Annotated in this window: 16 protein-coding genes; 9 read left to right on the forward strand and 7 right to left on the reverse strand. The window is 64.1% G+C overall.

Translation table 11 applies throughout. From position 1 onward, the window contains the following. Nucleotides 1–86: 86 nt before the first annotated feature. A complete protein-coding gene (locus tag ABDW57_RS21425) occupies nt 87–464 on the forward strand; it encodes a hypothetical protein (RefSeq protein WP_343732180.1) in 378 nt (125 codons plus the stop codon). Here ABDW57_RS21425 and ABDW57_RS21430 read toward each other — a convergent pair. Next, the gene (locus ABDW57_RS21430; protein WP_343732181.1) at nt 461–1,333 is read right to left on the reverse strand and encodes a TraB/GumN family protein; all 873 of its coding nucleotides are present in this window, start codon (nt 1,331–1,333) and stop codon (nt 461–463) included. The genes ABDW57_RS21425 and ABDW57_RS21430 overlap by 4 nt on opposite strands. Nucleotides 1,334–1,603: 270 nt before the next feature. Here ABDW57_RS21430 and ABDW57_RS21435 point away from each other — a divergent pair, with 270 nt between their 5' ends. Together ABDW57_RS21435 and ABDW57_RS21440 are read left to right on the forward strand one after the other, a co-directional pair. Further along, nucleotides 1,604–2,611: an LLM class flavin-dependent oxidoreductase gene (locus ABDW57_RS21435; protein WP_343732182.1), complete on the forward strand. Its 1,008-nt coding sequence runs from the start codon at nt 1,604–1,606 to the stop codon at nt 2,609–2,611. 36 nt (nt 2,612–2,647) lie between these two features. After that, on the forward strand, nt 2,648–3,793 hold the full coding sequence (locus ABDW57_RS21440; protein ID WP_343732221.1) for an MFS transporter: 1,146 nt from the start codon (nt 2,648–2,650) through the stop codon (nt 3,791–3,793). Here the strand turns inward: ABDW57_RS21440 and ABDW57_RS21445 are convergent. The 5 genes from ABDW57_RS21445 to ABDW57_RS21465 form a co-directional block, all read right to left on the reverse strand. Then, on the reverse strand, nt 3,790–4,251 hold the full coding sequence (locus tag ABDW57_RS21445) for a hypothetical protein (RefSeq protein WP_343732183.1): 462 nt from the start codon (nt 4,249–4,251) through the stop codon (nt 3,790–3,792). The genes ABDW57_RS21440 and ABDW57_RS21445 overlap by 4 nt on opposite strands. Continuing rightward, entirely contained in the window at nt 4,248–5,072 is an 825-nt protein-coding gene (locus tag ABDW57_RS21450) for a hypothetical protein (protein WP_343732184.1), read from the reverse strand. The genes ABDW57_RS21445 and ABDW57_RS21450 overlap by 4 nt, the downstream gene beginning before the upstream one ends. Beyond that, a complete protein-coding gene (locus tag ABDW57_RS21455; RefSeq protein ID WP_343732185.1) occupies nt 5,072–5,863 on the reverse strand; it encodes a hypothetical protein in 792 nt (263 codons plus the stop codon). Before ABDW57_RS21455 ends, ABDW57_RS21450 begins: the two co-directional genes overlap by 1 nt. A gap of 47 nt (nt 5,864–5,910) precedes the next feature. Beyond that, on the reverse strand, nt 5,911–6,420 hold the full coding sequence (locus tag ABDW57_RS21460) for a DUF6160 family protein (RefSeq protein WP_176646486.1): 510 nt from the start codon (nt 6,418–6,420) through the stop codon (nt 5,911–5,913). 130 nt (nt 6,421–6,550) lie between these two features. Further along, entirely contained in the window at nt 6,551–7,060 is a 510-nt protein-coding gene (locus tag ABDW57_RS21465) for a DUF6160 family protein (RefSeq protein WP_343732186.1), read from the reverse strand. A gap of 504 nt (nt 7,061–7,564) precedes the next feature. On the opposite strand from ABDW57_RS21465, the gene ABDW57_RS21470 reads away from it, so the two are divergent. The 6 genes from ABDW57_RS21470 to ABDW57_RS21495 are packed head-to-tail and all read left to right on the forward strand — an operon-like array spanning nt 7,565 to nt 13,204. Then, entirely contained in the window at nt 7,565–8,332 is a 768-nt protein-coding gene (locus ABDW57_RS21470) for a C39 family peptidase (RefSeq protein WP_343732187.1), read from the forward strand. Nucleotides 8,333–8,355: 23 nt separating this feature from the next. Next, the gene (locus ABDW57_RS21475) at nt 8,356–9,351 is read left to right on the forward strand and encodes a transporter (protein ID WP_343732188.1); all 996 of its coding nucleotides are present in this window, start codon (nt 8,356–8,358) and stop codon (nt 9,349–9,351) included. Nucleotide 9,352: 1 nt separating this feature from the next. Next, nucleotides 9,353–10,948 carry an outer membrane protein transport protein gene (locus tag ABDW57_RS21480; RefSeq protein WP_343732189.1) on the forward strand — a complete coding sequence of 532 codons (1,596 nt, stop codon included), beginning with the start codon at nt 9,353–9,355 and terminating at the stop codon, nt 10,946–10,948. 21 nt (nt 10,949–10,969) lie between these two features. After that, nucleotides 10,970–11,512, forward strand: coding sequence for a DUF2059 domain-containing protein (locus ABDW57_RS21485; protein WP_343732190.1), 543 nt, complete (start codon nt 10,970–10,972; stop codon nt 11,510–11,512). Then, entirely contained in the window at nt 11,509–12,513 is a 1,005-nt protein-coding gene (locus ABDW57_RS21490) for an AraC family transcriptional regulator (RefSeq protein WP_343732191.1), read from the forward strand. Before ABDW57_RS21485 ends, ABDW57_RS21490 begins: the two co-directional genes overlap by 4 nt. A gap of 10 nt (nt 12,514–12,523) precedes the next feature. Next, the gene (locus ABDW57_RS21495) at nt 12,524–13,204 is read left to right on the forward strand and encodes a hypothetical protein (RefSeq protein ID WP_343732192.1); all 681 of its coding nucleotides are present in this window, start codon (nt 12,524–12,526) and stop codon (nt 13,202–13,204) included. A gap of 93 nt (nt 13,205–13,297) precedes the next feature. Here the strand turns inward: ABDW57_RS21495 and ABDW57_RS21500 are convergent, their stop codons facing one another. Then, nucleotides 13,298–14,920 carry a M28 family peptidase gene (locus ABDW57_RS21500; protein WP_343732193.1) on the reverse strand — a complete coding sequence of 541 codons (1,623 nt, stop codon included), beginning with the start codon at nt 14,918–14,920 and terminating at the stop codon, nt 13,298–13,300. Nucleotides 14,921–14,930: the final 10 nt, after the last annotated feature.

Genomic DNA, 14,930 nt, shown 5'->3' on the forward strand with positions numbered 1-14,930 from the left:
TTCAATTGATGTACATCAATTCGAGACTGAAGTCAGGGAACCATACGCCGCCGCGCCTCTCTCACGCTATTTAAGGGGAGGTGAAGATGAAAAAGATGACACTGTGTGCCATGGCGCTGTGCGCGCTTTCCATGGCAGCCTGCGCCGACAGGATGAATAACGGCTCGCGCGGCAGCGGCAGCTATGCGCCCAGCAGCATGACCGGGCCGTCGACCACCAGCACGTCGCAAACCACCTATGGCGTGGTGCAGGCCATCGATCAGATGCAGCGGCAAGATGTGGGTGTCGGTCTGGTCGGCGCAGCGGCGGCCGGTGGCAGCACCGGCACGCCCACCGACAAAGTCTACCGCGTTACCGTGCGCATGGACGATGGCAGCAGCCAGATGGTGGTGCTGGACTCCACGCCCAGCTACAAGATTGGCGACCGCGTCCGCTACAACAACGGCACGGTGCAGGCCTATTAATACAACTGCTCGACCTGGTAGCCGCGCCGCTTGAGCAATTGCGGCAGGCCGTCATCGCCGACCAGATGCAGCAGGCCGACGCCAACGAAGGCCACCTGGTCCTGCTGCATGATGCGTTCGATGTTGGCGGCCATTTCGGGGTTGCGCTTGCCAAGCAGGACCCGGTTCATGAAACCGGCGGAGACGCTGTCGCCGCTGATGGCCGACTGCCACGCGGCGTTAATGCCGGCGCCGTCGGCGGCGCTCCACGCCTCAAGCAGCGCCATGGATTTTTTCAGCGAATCGCCATCGGCCAGGTCGGCCAGATTCTCCAGCAGGTATTGCTCCTGCTGGCGTTCGTCCAGGCTGTCGAACAAGCCCAGTTGATAATCCGCGCTCTCCAGTTCGCGCACCGTCTTGTCCTGCTTTTGCGCGGCGGCCAGCAGCGCGTATTCCACCGCCTGGCTGCGCTGGTAGCCGTGACGGTCAAGCTCGGCGCCCACCAGCAGATTGGCGATCAGCCACGGCTTGTACTGTTGCACCGATTGCAGCGAAATGCCGGCGCGCGACAGCGCCTGCACCAGCAGTTCCAGTGTGGCCGGGCTCAGATGGCGTTGCACCGAATCGCCCTCCGGATAACGCGCATGGCGCGCCAGTGCCAGCTGAAAAGATTTGTCTTCGCGAATATCCAGCTCAATTACCAGCGCCTTGGAATCCAGCAGCGCGCGCGACGCCACCGCATCCAGCGGATACGTGCCATCGCGCCCGACGTGGACGGTGCCATACAGATAACTGGTTTTACCTTCGTGGGTGACCCGGTACAGCTGACCGGCGGCAAAAACGGACTGGCAGCAAGCCAGCAGCAAGGCGAGAAAAAGAGTGCGTGCCATCGCAGTAGTGGTGACATTGGAGAGTTTCCAATGGTAAAGCAGGATTATACGGCCGCAGAAACTTTTTTTAAAAAGCGTCGGCAAAATAAAACATTATCTCGGGCCATTTTGATAATACTGAATATTTTGCTCACATTTAATTTTTAAAATAATATTATTTATTATTCATTCGCCTTATTAATATTTTATCGTTTCCCAAATCAGCCGGTCGCCAGCAGGATTAGACCAACCTGTGTAGGATTGCCAGATCACTTCAGATTAGGTAGCACCATGATTCCATTTTCCATCCTCGATCTGTCCCCGATTGCCGAGGGCAGCAATCCATCCGCCTCGTTCCGCAATACGCTGGATCTGGCGCAGCACGGCGAACGCTGGGGCTATCAGCGCTACTGGCTGGCGGAGCACCACGGCATGCCGGGCATCGCCAGCGCCGCCACCGCCGTGGTGATGGCGCACGTGGCCGGCGGCACCAGCAGCATTCGCGTGGGCGCCGGCGGCATCATGCTGCCGAACCACTCGCCGCTGGTGATTGCCGAGCAATTCGGCACGCTGGAAGCGCTGTTCCCCGGCCGTATCGACCTTGGCCTGGGCCGCGCGCCCGGTTCCGACCAGACCACCGCCCGCGCCCTGCGCCGCAACCTGGAAAGCGATGCCGACGCCTTCCCGCAAGACGTGCTGGAACTGCAGGATTACATGTCCGACACGCCACGCGGCCGCGTGCTGGCCGTGCCCGGCAAAGGCGCCAAGGTGCCGCTGTGGATACTCGGCTCCAGCACCTTCGGCGCGCAACTGGCGGCGCATCTCGGCCTGCCGTTCGCGTTTGCCTCGCACTTCGCGCCGCAGATGATGATGCAGGCGCTGTCGCTGTATCGCGCCAACTTCCAGCCATCCGCGCAACTCGGCAAGCCTTACGTCATGCTGGGCTTTAACGTGTTTGCCGCCGACACCAACGAGGAAGCACACTTCCGCGCCACCTCCATGCAGCAAGCCTTCGTCAACCTGCGCACCGGCCGCCCTTCGCAACTGCCGCCGCCGAAAGCCGGCTACCTCGAATCGCTGGGCCTGCCGGAACGGGCCATGCTGGACTCGGTGCTGTCATGCACCGCGATCGGCGCGCCAGACACCGTCCGCCAGCAGTTGCAGGACTTCATCGCCCGCACCGGCGCCGATGAGCTGATGATCACCTCGCAAATCTACGAGCACGCGCAACGCCTGCGTTCCTATGAAATTACCGCTGAAGTGCGCCAGGCGCTGTCGCGTGCGGAAGCGGGGCTGTAATCGATGACGGATGCAAAACACGAGCTTTCCCCCGCCATGGTCTGGCTGTTTGCCATCGCAACCGGCCTGATCGTCGCCAATCTCTACTACGCGCAAACCCTGATCGGCCCGATCAGCAAAGCCACCGGCCTCGATCCCGGCGCGGCCGGCCTGATCGTCACGCTGACGCAAATCGGCTACGTGATCGGCCTGCTGTTCATCGTGCCGCTGGGCGACTTGCTGGAAAACCGCCGGCTGATCTTCATCGCCCTGCTGACCACGGCAGTGGCCTTGCTGGCGGCCTCGATGACGGGCAGCGCCAACCTGTTCCTGTTTGCCGCGCTGTGCATCGGCATCGGCTCGGTGGCGGCGCAGATCGTGGTGCCGTTCGCGGCGCACTTGTCACGCCCGGAAACGCGCGGCAAGACCGTCGGCAAGGTGATGAGCGGCCTGCTGATGGGCATCATGCTGGCGCGGCCTGTCGCCAGCCTGGTCACCGACGCGCTGGGATGGCACGCCATCTTCGTGCTGTCGGCCATCACCACGGCCGGCCTGGCCTTCCTGCTGCGCGCCAGGCTGCCGGAACGCCGGCCGGAAGGCGGCATGCACTACTTCGCGCTGCTGGCGTCTATGTGGCATTTGCTGCAGAGCACGCCGATCCTGCGCCGCCGCGCCGCGTATCAGGCCTGTATGTTTGGCGCCTTCAGCGTGTTCTGGACCTGCGTGTCGCTGGAGCTGACCGGGCCGTATTTCGGCATCAGCCAGAGCGGCGTGGCCATCTTTGCGCTGGTGGGCGTGACTGGCGCGCTGGTGTCGCCGATTGCCGGCCACCGCGCCGATCAGGGCAAAAGCCGCTCGACCACCTTTGCCGCACTGACGCTGGGTGCACTGGCGTTCGCGCTGCCGTTGCTGATCCACAGCAGCCGGCTGGTGGATCTGGGCTTGCTGGTACTGGCCTCGATCATTCTGGACATGGGGGTCTCGGCCAACCTGGTGACGGGCCAGCGCGCCATCTTCGCGCTGCCGGCCGAAGTGCGCAGCCGTCTGAACGGCCTGTACATGGCCTTGTTCTTCATGGGCGGCGCGATCGGCTCATCGCTGGGCGGCTGGATGTTTGCGGCGCACGGCTGGACTGGCGTGCTGTGGACCGGCCTGGCTTTCCCGCTGATCGCGCTGTGCATCTTCGCCACCGAAAAGCGTTAGTGCCCCCAGAAGCGCACCTGTCCCTGTAGCGACACCGTGCCGTTGATATTCAGGCTGCCGAGGCTGTTGGTCACCGGCGCGACGGGGTCGTTCTGCACGCTCAGCGACTCGAAGCCGAGGTTGGTGTAGTGCACATAGCCCGGCAGCCCGATGGCGATGTAATCGCCGCCGCCGTCGCTGCGCGTCTGCACGCCCAGGCTGACGGCAAACATGTCCACCGTGCCGCGCACATTCTTGAACACGATGTAGCGATTTTGCCCGCCGCCGCTGAAGCCCAGCGACAGGCGGCTGTCGCTGACCGCGCCCACCAGCGTCGGATCGTTCAGCACCACGTGCGCCGCAAAGCTGATGCCATCGCCGCCGCTGACCTGCGACAGCTCCCGGTCATCCAGCGCGCGCAGCTCACCGGCCTGCGCCGCGCCGGCCAGCATCAGCAGGAACAGGGCACGCTTCATCATTGCTTGAATTTGATATCCAGATACTGGATCTGCACCGACCCAATGCGCGACGAGCCGAGATCCACCGCCGGCTGCCCCGGGCTGACAAACGAGATATTGTCGACCACGATGCTGCCCGCCGACGCCTGGCCATTGCCATAGCGCGCATCCGGCCAGTCAATGCCGATATGCAGACGCGGTCCGCTCTCATCGTTCAGCGCATTGATCACCGCCGGCTGCGCCGCCACATGCGCGATCACCCACGGGTTGCCGTCCACGCCGCCGATATGCACGCCGCTCAGCACCATGGCTTCGGTCGCGTCATCCCGCCCGCGCGGCTGGAACGACAGCTGGCCGATATCCATCTTCAGCGCCGCCCCAAAAGCGATGCCGTCATTGACTTGCGGCGTGGTGAACTGCAGGCCGCCGCCATAAAACACCATGTCCTTGACCACCACACTGCCCTGCTCGCGCACCACGCCGTTGGCGCCCACGCCCCAGTCATAGGCCAGTTGCCAGCGCTGGTCGCCGTTGGCATTGGTCGGGAAAGCGATGTTGATGTAGTCCGCCAGCCCCGGCGCGGACGGCAGGATGTCGAGGCGGTAGGGATCGGAAAACGGCAGCGGATTGTCGCTGCGCGCGGCGTGGAATTTTTCCACGTACAGACTGGTGCCGAGCGGGGTGGTATAGCTGACGCGCGCGTCGCCGGTCATGGCAAAGCCATGCAGATCAAAGCTGACGCCATCGCGTCCGCGCACCGCCGACAGCGCGTTGTCGCTCAGCGGCTCCATGCCCCACGCTTGCGTGCACAGCATCAGGCCCACCGCCAGCGCGCAACGCATTACCGCCCCTTCGGCAGGTTGGGCGGCGTGACGCCGTTGGTGGACAGCGCCTGCAGTTTGTCGCGCCAGTTCAGCCACATGCCGGCTTGCGCCGTGTCGGCGGCCGGCGCGCCGTTGGTGGTGGGGAATTGCACGGCTGTCTTCAGCATCGACATCCAGAAGTCACGGCTGCCGCCGCTGGCGTCGCCGGCCGTCACGCCGCCCAGTTGCGACAAGGTCAGGCATGGCGCGGTGCAGGAACCATCCCAGCGCTTGCCGCCCAGCGCATCGGTGCGCGAGTCCAGCGTGATGGTGCTGCCATCGGCAGCGGTGCCGCTCACCTGCATCGAGCCGGACAGCGTGGTGATCTGCAAACCGATGTCGCCCTTGATCGATTCAAAACCGAAGCGCATGCCGATTGCCTCGCGCGAAGTGTTGTCGGCGGCATTGCGGTACACGAATTCAAAATACGGATTACTGATCTGCACCAGGCGCTGGGCGTCGGTGCCATCGCTGCGGCCGAATTGCAGCAGCGGGATATCGAGGTCGGCGCCGCTGCCGTTGCGGGCGGCGTAGGTGTACTCGCCCAGCCGCATATTGCGCAGGTTGGCGCTCAGCGTGATATCGGCATCGAGCGCGATCTTGCTGAAGTCGAAGCCGTTCAAGCTGGTGTTGGTCATGCTGACCAGGCCCTGGCCATTGACGGCCGCCAGCTCGTCTTCGCTCAAAGGCTGCATCTGCGCCGACCCCGCGTGCATGCCGCACAGCAGCGCCGCGCCCGGCAGCAGCCGGCGCAATAGTGTAGAAGTCATGATAGGGAGCAGCGGCCCCGCCCCCGGGGCCGCCGCCGCTCAACTGATTAGTGAGCGAAGATCCACACGGTGGTGCCGCGCATGTCGATCTGGTTCATGGCGACCGAACCAAACGAGGCAGCATTGTTGCCCATCTTGATCGAGTCGACCGACACGTTCAGATAGTGGCCATCCGCCACCACGGTCGATGGAATGGCGATCTGCACCACGTCGCCGCCGGTGGCCGGGTTGTAGAAGGTGCCTGGGTTGGTCACGCCAGCGGCGCCGGCCGCGGCCAGGAAGGAGTTCTTCGACAGGATGTCGATGTTGGCGGCGATCAGGCCGTTGACCTTGATGCCGTTGAACGAGACCGAGCCGCCGCCCAGGCCGTTGGCGTCCAGCGCATCGGTGTCGGTGTAGGTGAAGGAGTTGATCTTGATGTTCAGGTTGGCCGCGATCGACACGCCATCCTGGCCGCTGACAGTGCTCAGCTCTGCGTCTTGAATAGGGGTCATGGCCGATGCCGAGAAAGCCACGGTTGCCAGGGCTGCTGCAATGGCGGTTTTGAAGAATTGCATGTGATCGTCTCCGTTAATGGTTTTTTATCGCTGTGTGTTTTTTTGATACTGCGGGACCAGTGTATGGCCCCGCAGTCAGTACCGTCCATGACTCCTCAGGCCAAGCTACAGGCCTGGGAAGCCGCGCCGATCAGTGCGCGAAGATCCACACGGTGGTGCCGCGCATGTCGATCTGGTTCATGGCGACCGAACCGAACGAGGCAGCGTTGTTGCCCATCTTGATCGAGTCCACCGACACGTTCAGGTAGTGGCCATCCGCCACCACGGTCGAAGGGATGGCGATCTGCACCACGTCGCCGCCGGTGGCCGGGTTGTAGAAGGTGCCCGGGTTGGTCACGCCAGCGGCGCCGGCCGCGGCCAGGAAGGAGTTCTTCGACAGGATGTCGATGTTGGCGGCGATCAGGCCGTTGACCTTGATGCCGTTGAACGAGACCGAGCCGCCGCCCAGGCCGTTGGCGTCCAGCGCGTCGGTGTCGGTGTAGACGAAGGAATCGATCTTGATGTTCAGGTTGGCAGCGATCGACACGCCGTCCTGGCCGCTGACGGTGCTCAGTTCGGCGTCCTGGATCGGGGTCATGGCCGATGCCGAGAACGCCAGGGTTGCCAGGGCTGCTGCGACTGCGGATTTGATGATGTGCATTTGGTATCTCCGGTTGTATGAGTAAGTTTTTTATCTGGCTCACGGCCGTGCGGCGCGCCCAACGCTCCGGGTAGGAGCCCCGGCGCGCCGCGCTCCGGTCCGTGAAAATCTTAATATTTGAATATTAATTAAATTAATCATATGAGTCGGTCGCGCCACGGGTCCAGCATGGCGCGCTGACCGCGAAAGCCAACGACTTGGCCCTGAGAGCCATCCAGAGTGAGCGCTGTGTTGTGCGCCTGTTGCGTGCCGTAGCATAAGTTCCAAGCCAAAACCTAGAGTCACGTTTCTAAAAAAGGAGATGCGGCGGCGCGGAAAACCATGCGTTAATGACTTACAAAAATGAAAAGACGAGTTGTCGCTTAAATAAAGCACGACCGTTCTAATCGAGAACATTGGAGACACAGCATGAAATCAGCACTGGGGCGCCGGACGCCTCTGGGCGCAGCCTACGCCCGCACTTTTTCCCGCCTGCGCGCGCACGTGGTCTACGTGGTCTGAACCATGCTGGCACTACTGCTGGGCGTACTCGCCGCCATCATCGGCGGCGCCGGTGTCATGTCCCGACACGAACCACAAGACCGTCCCAAGGACCAGTACGAGATGCCGCAGCCCCTGCTGGGCGGCGGCGCCTACGTGCAATCGGTGCGGCTGGAGCCGTTCTCCGAGCTCAAGTACAAACACATCGTGCGCCAGGCCTTTGACTACAGCTGCGGCTCGGCCGCGCTGGTGACCATCCTCAACTACCACCTCGGCGTGATGGTCAACGAACAGCAAGCCATGGAAGGCATGCTGGAGAAAGGCGAGAAGGACAAAATCATCGAACGGCGCGGCTTCTCGCTGCTGGACATGAAGCGCTATGTCGGCTCCATGGGCCTGTCCGGCGCCGGCTTCAAGGCCGAGATCAAGGACCTGAAAACGCTGGACGAACCGGCCATTGTGCCAATTGACTATGCCGGCTCCAAGCACTTCGTGGTGCTGCGCGGCATCCGTGACGGCGTGGTCTACATTGCCGATCCGTCGGCCGGCAACATCGTGTTCTCGGTGGAGGAATTCGCCCGCTGGTGGGACAAGAACACCCTGTTCATCATCTCGCCGGCCCAGGGCCAGCAACCGGTGCGCCAGCTGGCCCTGAGCGACCAGGAACTGGGCGTGGTGGACATGGACCGCGTGACCGGCAAGGGCCGGCAGGACCCTCTCAGCAATTCCGCACAGCTGCTGATGCGCGCCGTGAACTCGGGCGCAGCCGGCACCTGGATGCACCGCAATTAATCCCCTCTTTCAAGGAAGCCGACATGATGTTACGCACCATCCCTTTCGCTGTCGTTCTCGGACTCATGGCCGCGCCCGCGCTGGCACAGCAAGCTGCCACCGCTGATGCCGCGCGCGACGCGCTGGCCAAGAAAGAAGGCGAAGGCGACCAGAGCGCCCTGCTCAAGCAGACCCTCACCGCGGTCGACAAGCAATATACCCTGATCCGCCGCAACCAGCTGGCGCTGACCTATGACCTCAGCTACAGCTATGTGGGCGAAGAACGCATCGTCACCGACATCGCCAACGGCAGCGCCAGCCTGTTCAACATTGAAAACAACAACTCGCACACGGTGACCAACACCTTCTCGGCCGACTACGGCGTGCGCGACAACCTGACCGCCAACCTGACCCTGCCGCTGATCTCGCGCTACGCCGACACCGCCGCGCGCAGCGGCCTGTCGAATTCGATCGGCGACATCGGCCTGGGCGCGCGCTGGCAACCGTTTGAAGCGCGCCGCGACCAGCCCGGCCTGACGCTGACCGGCAATGTGCGCCTGCCGACCGGCCGCAGCCCGTTCAAGATCATCGCCGGCAGCGGCGAAGCTACCGGCAGCGGCGTCGGCGCCGCCACCGTCGGCGTCAACGTCAACAAGATCGTTGATCCGGTCGCGCTGTTCGGCTCGCTCAACTTCACCGCCAGCCTGCCGGCCAGGAACCTGTGGCAGGTGAACGGCACGCGCATCCTGACGCGCGTGGCGCCGGGACCCAGCGTCGGCTTCGGGCTGGGCTTCGCGTACGCGCTGTCGTATGGCATCTCCACCACCGTCTCCTTCCAGGAAGCGATTTCGGCCGGTTCCAAGCTGCGCTTTGCCGACGGCCTGGAAGCCAAGACCCATATGCAGACTTCCGGCATCCTCAACCTGGGCCTGGGTTACCGCATCTCGCCCAAGACCACGGTCAACTTCTCGGTCGGCATCGGCCTGACGCCGGACTCGCCCAATCTGATCGTGGGCATGAACCTGCCGCTGAGCTTCTGATATGCGCCGCCTCGCCATCGCTACCGCCGTGGCCGGCACGTTGAGCGTGCCGGCGCATGCCGCGCTGACCGAAAACCTCACCACCAGCGTGGTGGCGATGGCGCTGGGGAATGCGGTGACGGCCGACCCGCCGGGCATCGCCTCGATCCACTTCAACCCGGCCGGCCTGGCGCGGCTGGAAGGGGACAGTGAAAGCATCCACAACTTCGTGGCCTCGATCCGCACCAGCGCCAGCTTCAAGCCGGGCGAGGGCTTTGACGTCGGCGGCTGGCGCGACGATCCGTTGTCCAACACCTCCACCGGCCCGGTGCGGCAAGTGATGTACGTGCCCGGCTACGGCATGCCGGGCTGGCGTCTGCCGGCGGTGGCCGTGCCCGGCATCGGCATGGCATGGAACAAGCCCGGCTCGCCGTGGACTTTTGCCACCGACAGCTATATGTCGCAGGCCATGAGCCTGGACCGCACCACCGATCCCAACGATCCCGGCCAGTACCAGGGCCGGCAACAGCAGATCCAGCGCCTGGTGTACGCCGCGCCGTCGGTCGGCTACAAGTTCTCCGACACGCTGCGCTTTGGCGTGTCGGTACCGATCGCGCACGCGGCCTTTGTGGTCGACACCAATATGCGCTTCCCCAACGAACTGCTGGGCGTGTTCGGCCAGCTGCAAAAAGGCTGGTGCCCGGAAAACGGCGGCAACATCATCGACGTGTTCGGCTTTGGCGTGTGCGGCGGCGGCAAGGACGGCATGGTCAGCCCGTTCAAGAAAGCGGCCAATATGCGGTTGGAAATGACCGCGCCATTCGACCCGACCATCAACATCGGCGTGCTGTGGGAACCATCGCCCAAATTTGCGCTGGGCGCCGTCTTCCAAAGCGGCTCCAAAACGCACTACACCGGCAGCTACGTGTTCAAGGCCGAGCCCATGCTGCGCAACTTCGTGCGCGGCATGAATGCCAGCCTGCTGGGGCCGATCGCCGGCGCGGTGCTGGGCTTCCCCTCGTCGATCCCGGCCGAACAGAAGGGCAATATGAGCGCCACCATCCCCTTCCCTGCGCACCTGCAGGTGGGCGTGAAACTCAAGCCGGTGAAATACATCCAGTTGAATGTGGATGCCAGCTACGCGCGCTGGAGCGACTGGGATGCGCTGCGCTTCCAGTTCGACCAGAGCGTCAAGCTGCTGGAAGTGGCACGGCTGTACGGCATACCGGATTCCGGCAAACTGATCATCCCGCGCGGCTACAAGAGCGTGGTCAACCTGGCCTACGGCCTGCAGCTGAACCCGATCGAGCGCCTGACCGTGCGACTGGGCTACGAGCCGCGCAAGACCTCCATCCCGGCCGACAAGATCGACCTGCTGGCGCCGCTGCCCAACACCAGGCTGCGCAGCGCCGGCATCGGCTTCCGCATCAACAAGAACCTGGACATCAACGTCACCGGTTCCTACATGACCGGCAAGTTCACCACGCCGGCCAACACCAGCTGCAATATGAACTGCAACACCTTCCTCAACGTGATTTACAACCCGTACGCGGGACAAGACGTACGCGGCGACATCCACGTCCGCTACTTCGGCTTTGAATTGAACAAGCGTTTTTGATTTACCCTTGGAGGAGCACATATGAAACAAGCCAAACACGGTCTGATGCTGCTGGCCTTGAGCGCAGCCTGCCTGAGCGCGCACGCGGCGCCGGTTACGCCGGCCAAGCAGGCGCTGGTGGATCAAGTCCTCAAGCTGTGGAACATTGACACCATCGGCCAATCCATGCTGCAGGTGCCGGTGGCCGACGCGGTGCAGCAGGCACGTGCCATGCTGCAGGGGCGCGCCACGCCGGACAAGCGCGACGCCGCCATGAACGACATCGTCGGCGCGGCCAAACAATTCATGGCCGACGCCACGCCGATCACGCGCGCCAGCGCCGACAGGCTGATTCCCACCACCATCGCCCCGCTGCTGGCCGAGCGCTACACAGAAGAAGAACTCAGGCAGCTGATCGCCATCCTCGAATCGCCGGTCAAGAAAAAATTTGAAGCCATGCTGCCGGAAATGCAGAAAACCCTGGGCGAAGGGGTGGCCGCCGACACCCGGCCGGTGATCGATCCCAAGCTGCAGGGCCTGAAAGAAAAAATCGGCCTGCGTCTGCGCGCTGCGGTCACGCCATGACGTACTGTTCCGCCCTGCATCTGGTGCGCGGCGTGAAATCGCGCCTGGCGCAATCCGGCGTGCAAGCAGAAGCGCTGTTTGCACAGGCCGGACTGGACGAAGGCGATGGCATCGCGTGCGACGCCCTCACCCTGTCGGACAAACTGAGCCACCTGTGGCAACTGCTGGTGGAACAATCGGGCGACCCATTGATCGGGCTGAAAATCTCCACGCCGCACCGGCTCGGCTGGCTGGGCGTGATGGGCCACATCATGCTGGTGTCGCCCACCGTGCAAAGCTCGATCGAGCGCTGCCATGGCCACACGCGCGTGGGGCTGGTGTTGCCGGGCGCGCGGCGCGAGGTGCCGCAGCAGCGCTACGACTTCGTCTGGTGCGTGCTGCTGCGCTCGCTGCGCTGCGCCGCCGGGCGCGACGACATCGCCCCGGTGGTGGTCGAATACAGCTTCCCGGCGCCGGCCAACGCCCGCGCCTACGAGGCAACCTTCGGCTGCCCGGTGCATTTCGACATGCCGCACAACGTCATGGAATTTTCCGACACCGACCTGGTCTCGGCGCTGCCGGCCAGTCCGCCGCTGATGAACGGCGGCGGCGAAGGCGTGCTGGCCACGCTGGCGGCGGCGCAACCGCCGACCTTCAGCGCCAAGGTGCAAACGCTGCTGGCCGGCCTGCTGCCGAAAGGCCCGCCGCACCGCGACGACGTCGCCGCGCAAATGATGATGAGCGAGCGCACCCTGCAGCGCCGGCTGGCCGAGGAAGGCACCAGCTTCACCAACCTGGTCGACGACACCCGGCGCGAACTGGCGCGGCAATCGCTGAGCGCCGGCGAACTATCGTTGAAAATGCTGAGCTTCCAGCTGGGCTTTTCCGAGCCGAGCGCGTTCTACCGCGCCTGCAAGCGCTGGTTCGGCATGGCGCCGTCGGACATCCAGCATCTGGCGCACCAGCCGGGGCCGGGGCCGGACGTGCTGCAGGCGCCCACCACACCGCGCAAATCCGCCTGAGGAGAACGAGATGGGATGGCTATCAAGCAACCAACACAAATCGATGCTGGGTCAGCTGCTGGTCAAGCAACAGCTGATTACCGAAGAACAGCTGGCCAGCGCAATCGAACTGCAGCGCAAGACTGGCCAGCGGCTGGGCGACATCTTTGCCGACCTCAACCTGATCACCCAGGAGCACATCGAAAGCGCCCTGCGCAAGCAGCGGCGATTGCGGATGGCGGCGGCGCTCGCCACCTCGCTGCTGGCGCCGCTGGAAACCTACGCCGCCTCGGCGCTGCCGGCGGCGGCGCTGACGGCCAGCGCGCCGGTCAGCAACCGCGCGCTGCGCGCCATGAGCGAAGAAGAGCTGGGCGGCACCTCGGCGCAAGGCCTGAGCGACGAGCTGGTCAACGCCGTCAAACGCGCGCGCGGCAGCAACCTGGAAGTGGTGGGGGAAATCAGCAAGGTGCTCAACCCGGTGCTGGGTTTTCTGGAAGCCGACACCAGCATGAAAAACGTCGTCTACGACCCGGGCAAGGCGGCGGCCACCATCAACAAAGACGGTTCACTGACGCTGAGCCTGCCGTCCTCGATAGGCGAAATCGCCTTCAACAACATCCGGGTAAAAGGCACCGAAGGCAGCAGCTTTGGCAGCATCTCCATCAAAGGCATCGACCTGACCGGCACCACCATCACCCTCAGCGTCCGCTAACTCCGGGGTCAGGTCCGCCATTTCTACACGGCCTCTGCCGTAGCGACGCTACGGCAGAGGCCGTGTAGAAATGGCGGACCTGACCCCGGATTGTTAGTTGCGGGGGACGGCGAAGGCGTCGCCGGCTTTCCACTCGGGCAGCTTGGCGCCGTTGGCGATCAGGCGCCCCAGGTTCAGCGTGTATTGCGCGGTCTGGACCATGCCGGACAGGTCCCAGCCAGGGTCGTATTCGTCGCTGGCCTGGTGGTAGCGCTTGCCGTAGGCGTCGGCCTTGGCTTTGGCGCCCGCCGGGTCCTTGATGTAGTCGCGGCCCGAGGTGACCGAGAACGCCGGCACGCCATTTTTCGCGAAGTTGAAGTGGTCGCTGCGGAAGTAGCCACCCGCCAGATCCGGCTTGGCCGCCGCGATCTGCATGCCCATGGCCTTGGCCGCCGTTTCGGCCAGCTTGCCCAGCTCGGTACGCTCGCTGCCTTGTGTGCCGATGTCACGCGTGGTGCCGATGAAGTTCAGGCTGTCCAGGTTGAGGTTGGCCGCGGTTTTCGCCAACGGCCACAGCGGCGACGAGGCATACGCCGCGCTGCCCAGCAAGCCCTGCTCTTCCGCCGCCACCCACAGGAACATCTGGCTGCGCCTGGCCGGCGCCTTGCGCGCCTGTTCGGCCATCGCCAGCAGTGCCGCCGAGCCGGAGGCATTGTCAACCGCGCCATTGAAGATCGTGTCGCCACTGTCGCCCTGCTTGCCCAGGTGGTCCCAGTGCGCGCTGTAGATCACGACTTCGTCTTTCAGTTTCGGATCCGTGCCCGGCACCACCGCCGCCACGTTGAACTGCTCGACCTTGCGCACCGCCGCCTTCATGTCGCCATGCAGTCTGGCGGCCAGCGGCACCGGCTTGAAGTCTTTCTTCTCGGCGGCGGCGCGCAGCGCGTCCAGGTCCTGGCCCGCCGCGCTAAACAGGGCGCGTGCCGTGTCGTCCGTGATCCAGCCCTGCAGCGGCGTGCCCAGCGTGCCCGCCGCCAGCTGGAAGCGTTCCACGCCCGACCAGCTGTTCTGGATCACGCTCCAGCCGTACGATGCCGTCGGCGTGGTGTGGATCAGCAGCACGCCGGCCGCGCCCTGGCGCTGCGCTTCCTCAAATTTGTAGGTCCAGCGGCCGTAGTAGGTCAGGCCTTTGCCGTTGAAGCGGTTCGGCTGCTCGGCGCTCGGCTGCGGGTCGTTGACCATCATGACCAGCACTTTGCCTTTCAGGTCCATGCCCTTGAAATCATTCCACTGCTGGTCCGGCGCGGTGATGCCATAGCCGACGAATACCAGCTCCGCATTGAAGCTGTGCGCGGCGGTCGCGTCGCCCGGCGCAAATACCCAGTCCCTGCCAAAGGCGAGGTCCAGCGGCTTGCCGCCCGCTTCCAGCTTCAGCGTGCTCTCGGCCGGCTGCGTTTTGACGCCGGCGATCAGTACCGACTGCCGGAAGCTGTCGCCATTGCCCGGCTTCAGCCCCAGCGCCATGGCCTGCGCTTCCAGGTACGCCACGGTCAGGTCGCCGCCGCGCTGGCCGGTGCCGCGGCCTTCCAGCAGGTCGCTGGCAAGGAAGGCCAGGTGCGCGCGCAGCGGCGCTTCCTGCACAACGGCGGTCTGACCCGCGTCTGCGTGGGCCGGGAATGCCAGCACGAGGCTCATGGCCAGTGCCGAGGCAGCTAAGGATGTCTTCATTTTTGTCATGATGTCCTGA

It is taken from the genome of Duganella sp., assembly GCF_039595735.1.
Classification (GTDB): Bacteria; Pseudomonadota; Gammaproteobacteria; order Burkholderiales; family Burkholderiaceae_D; genus Rugamonas.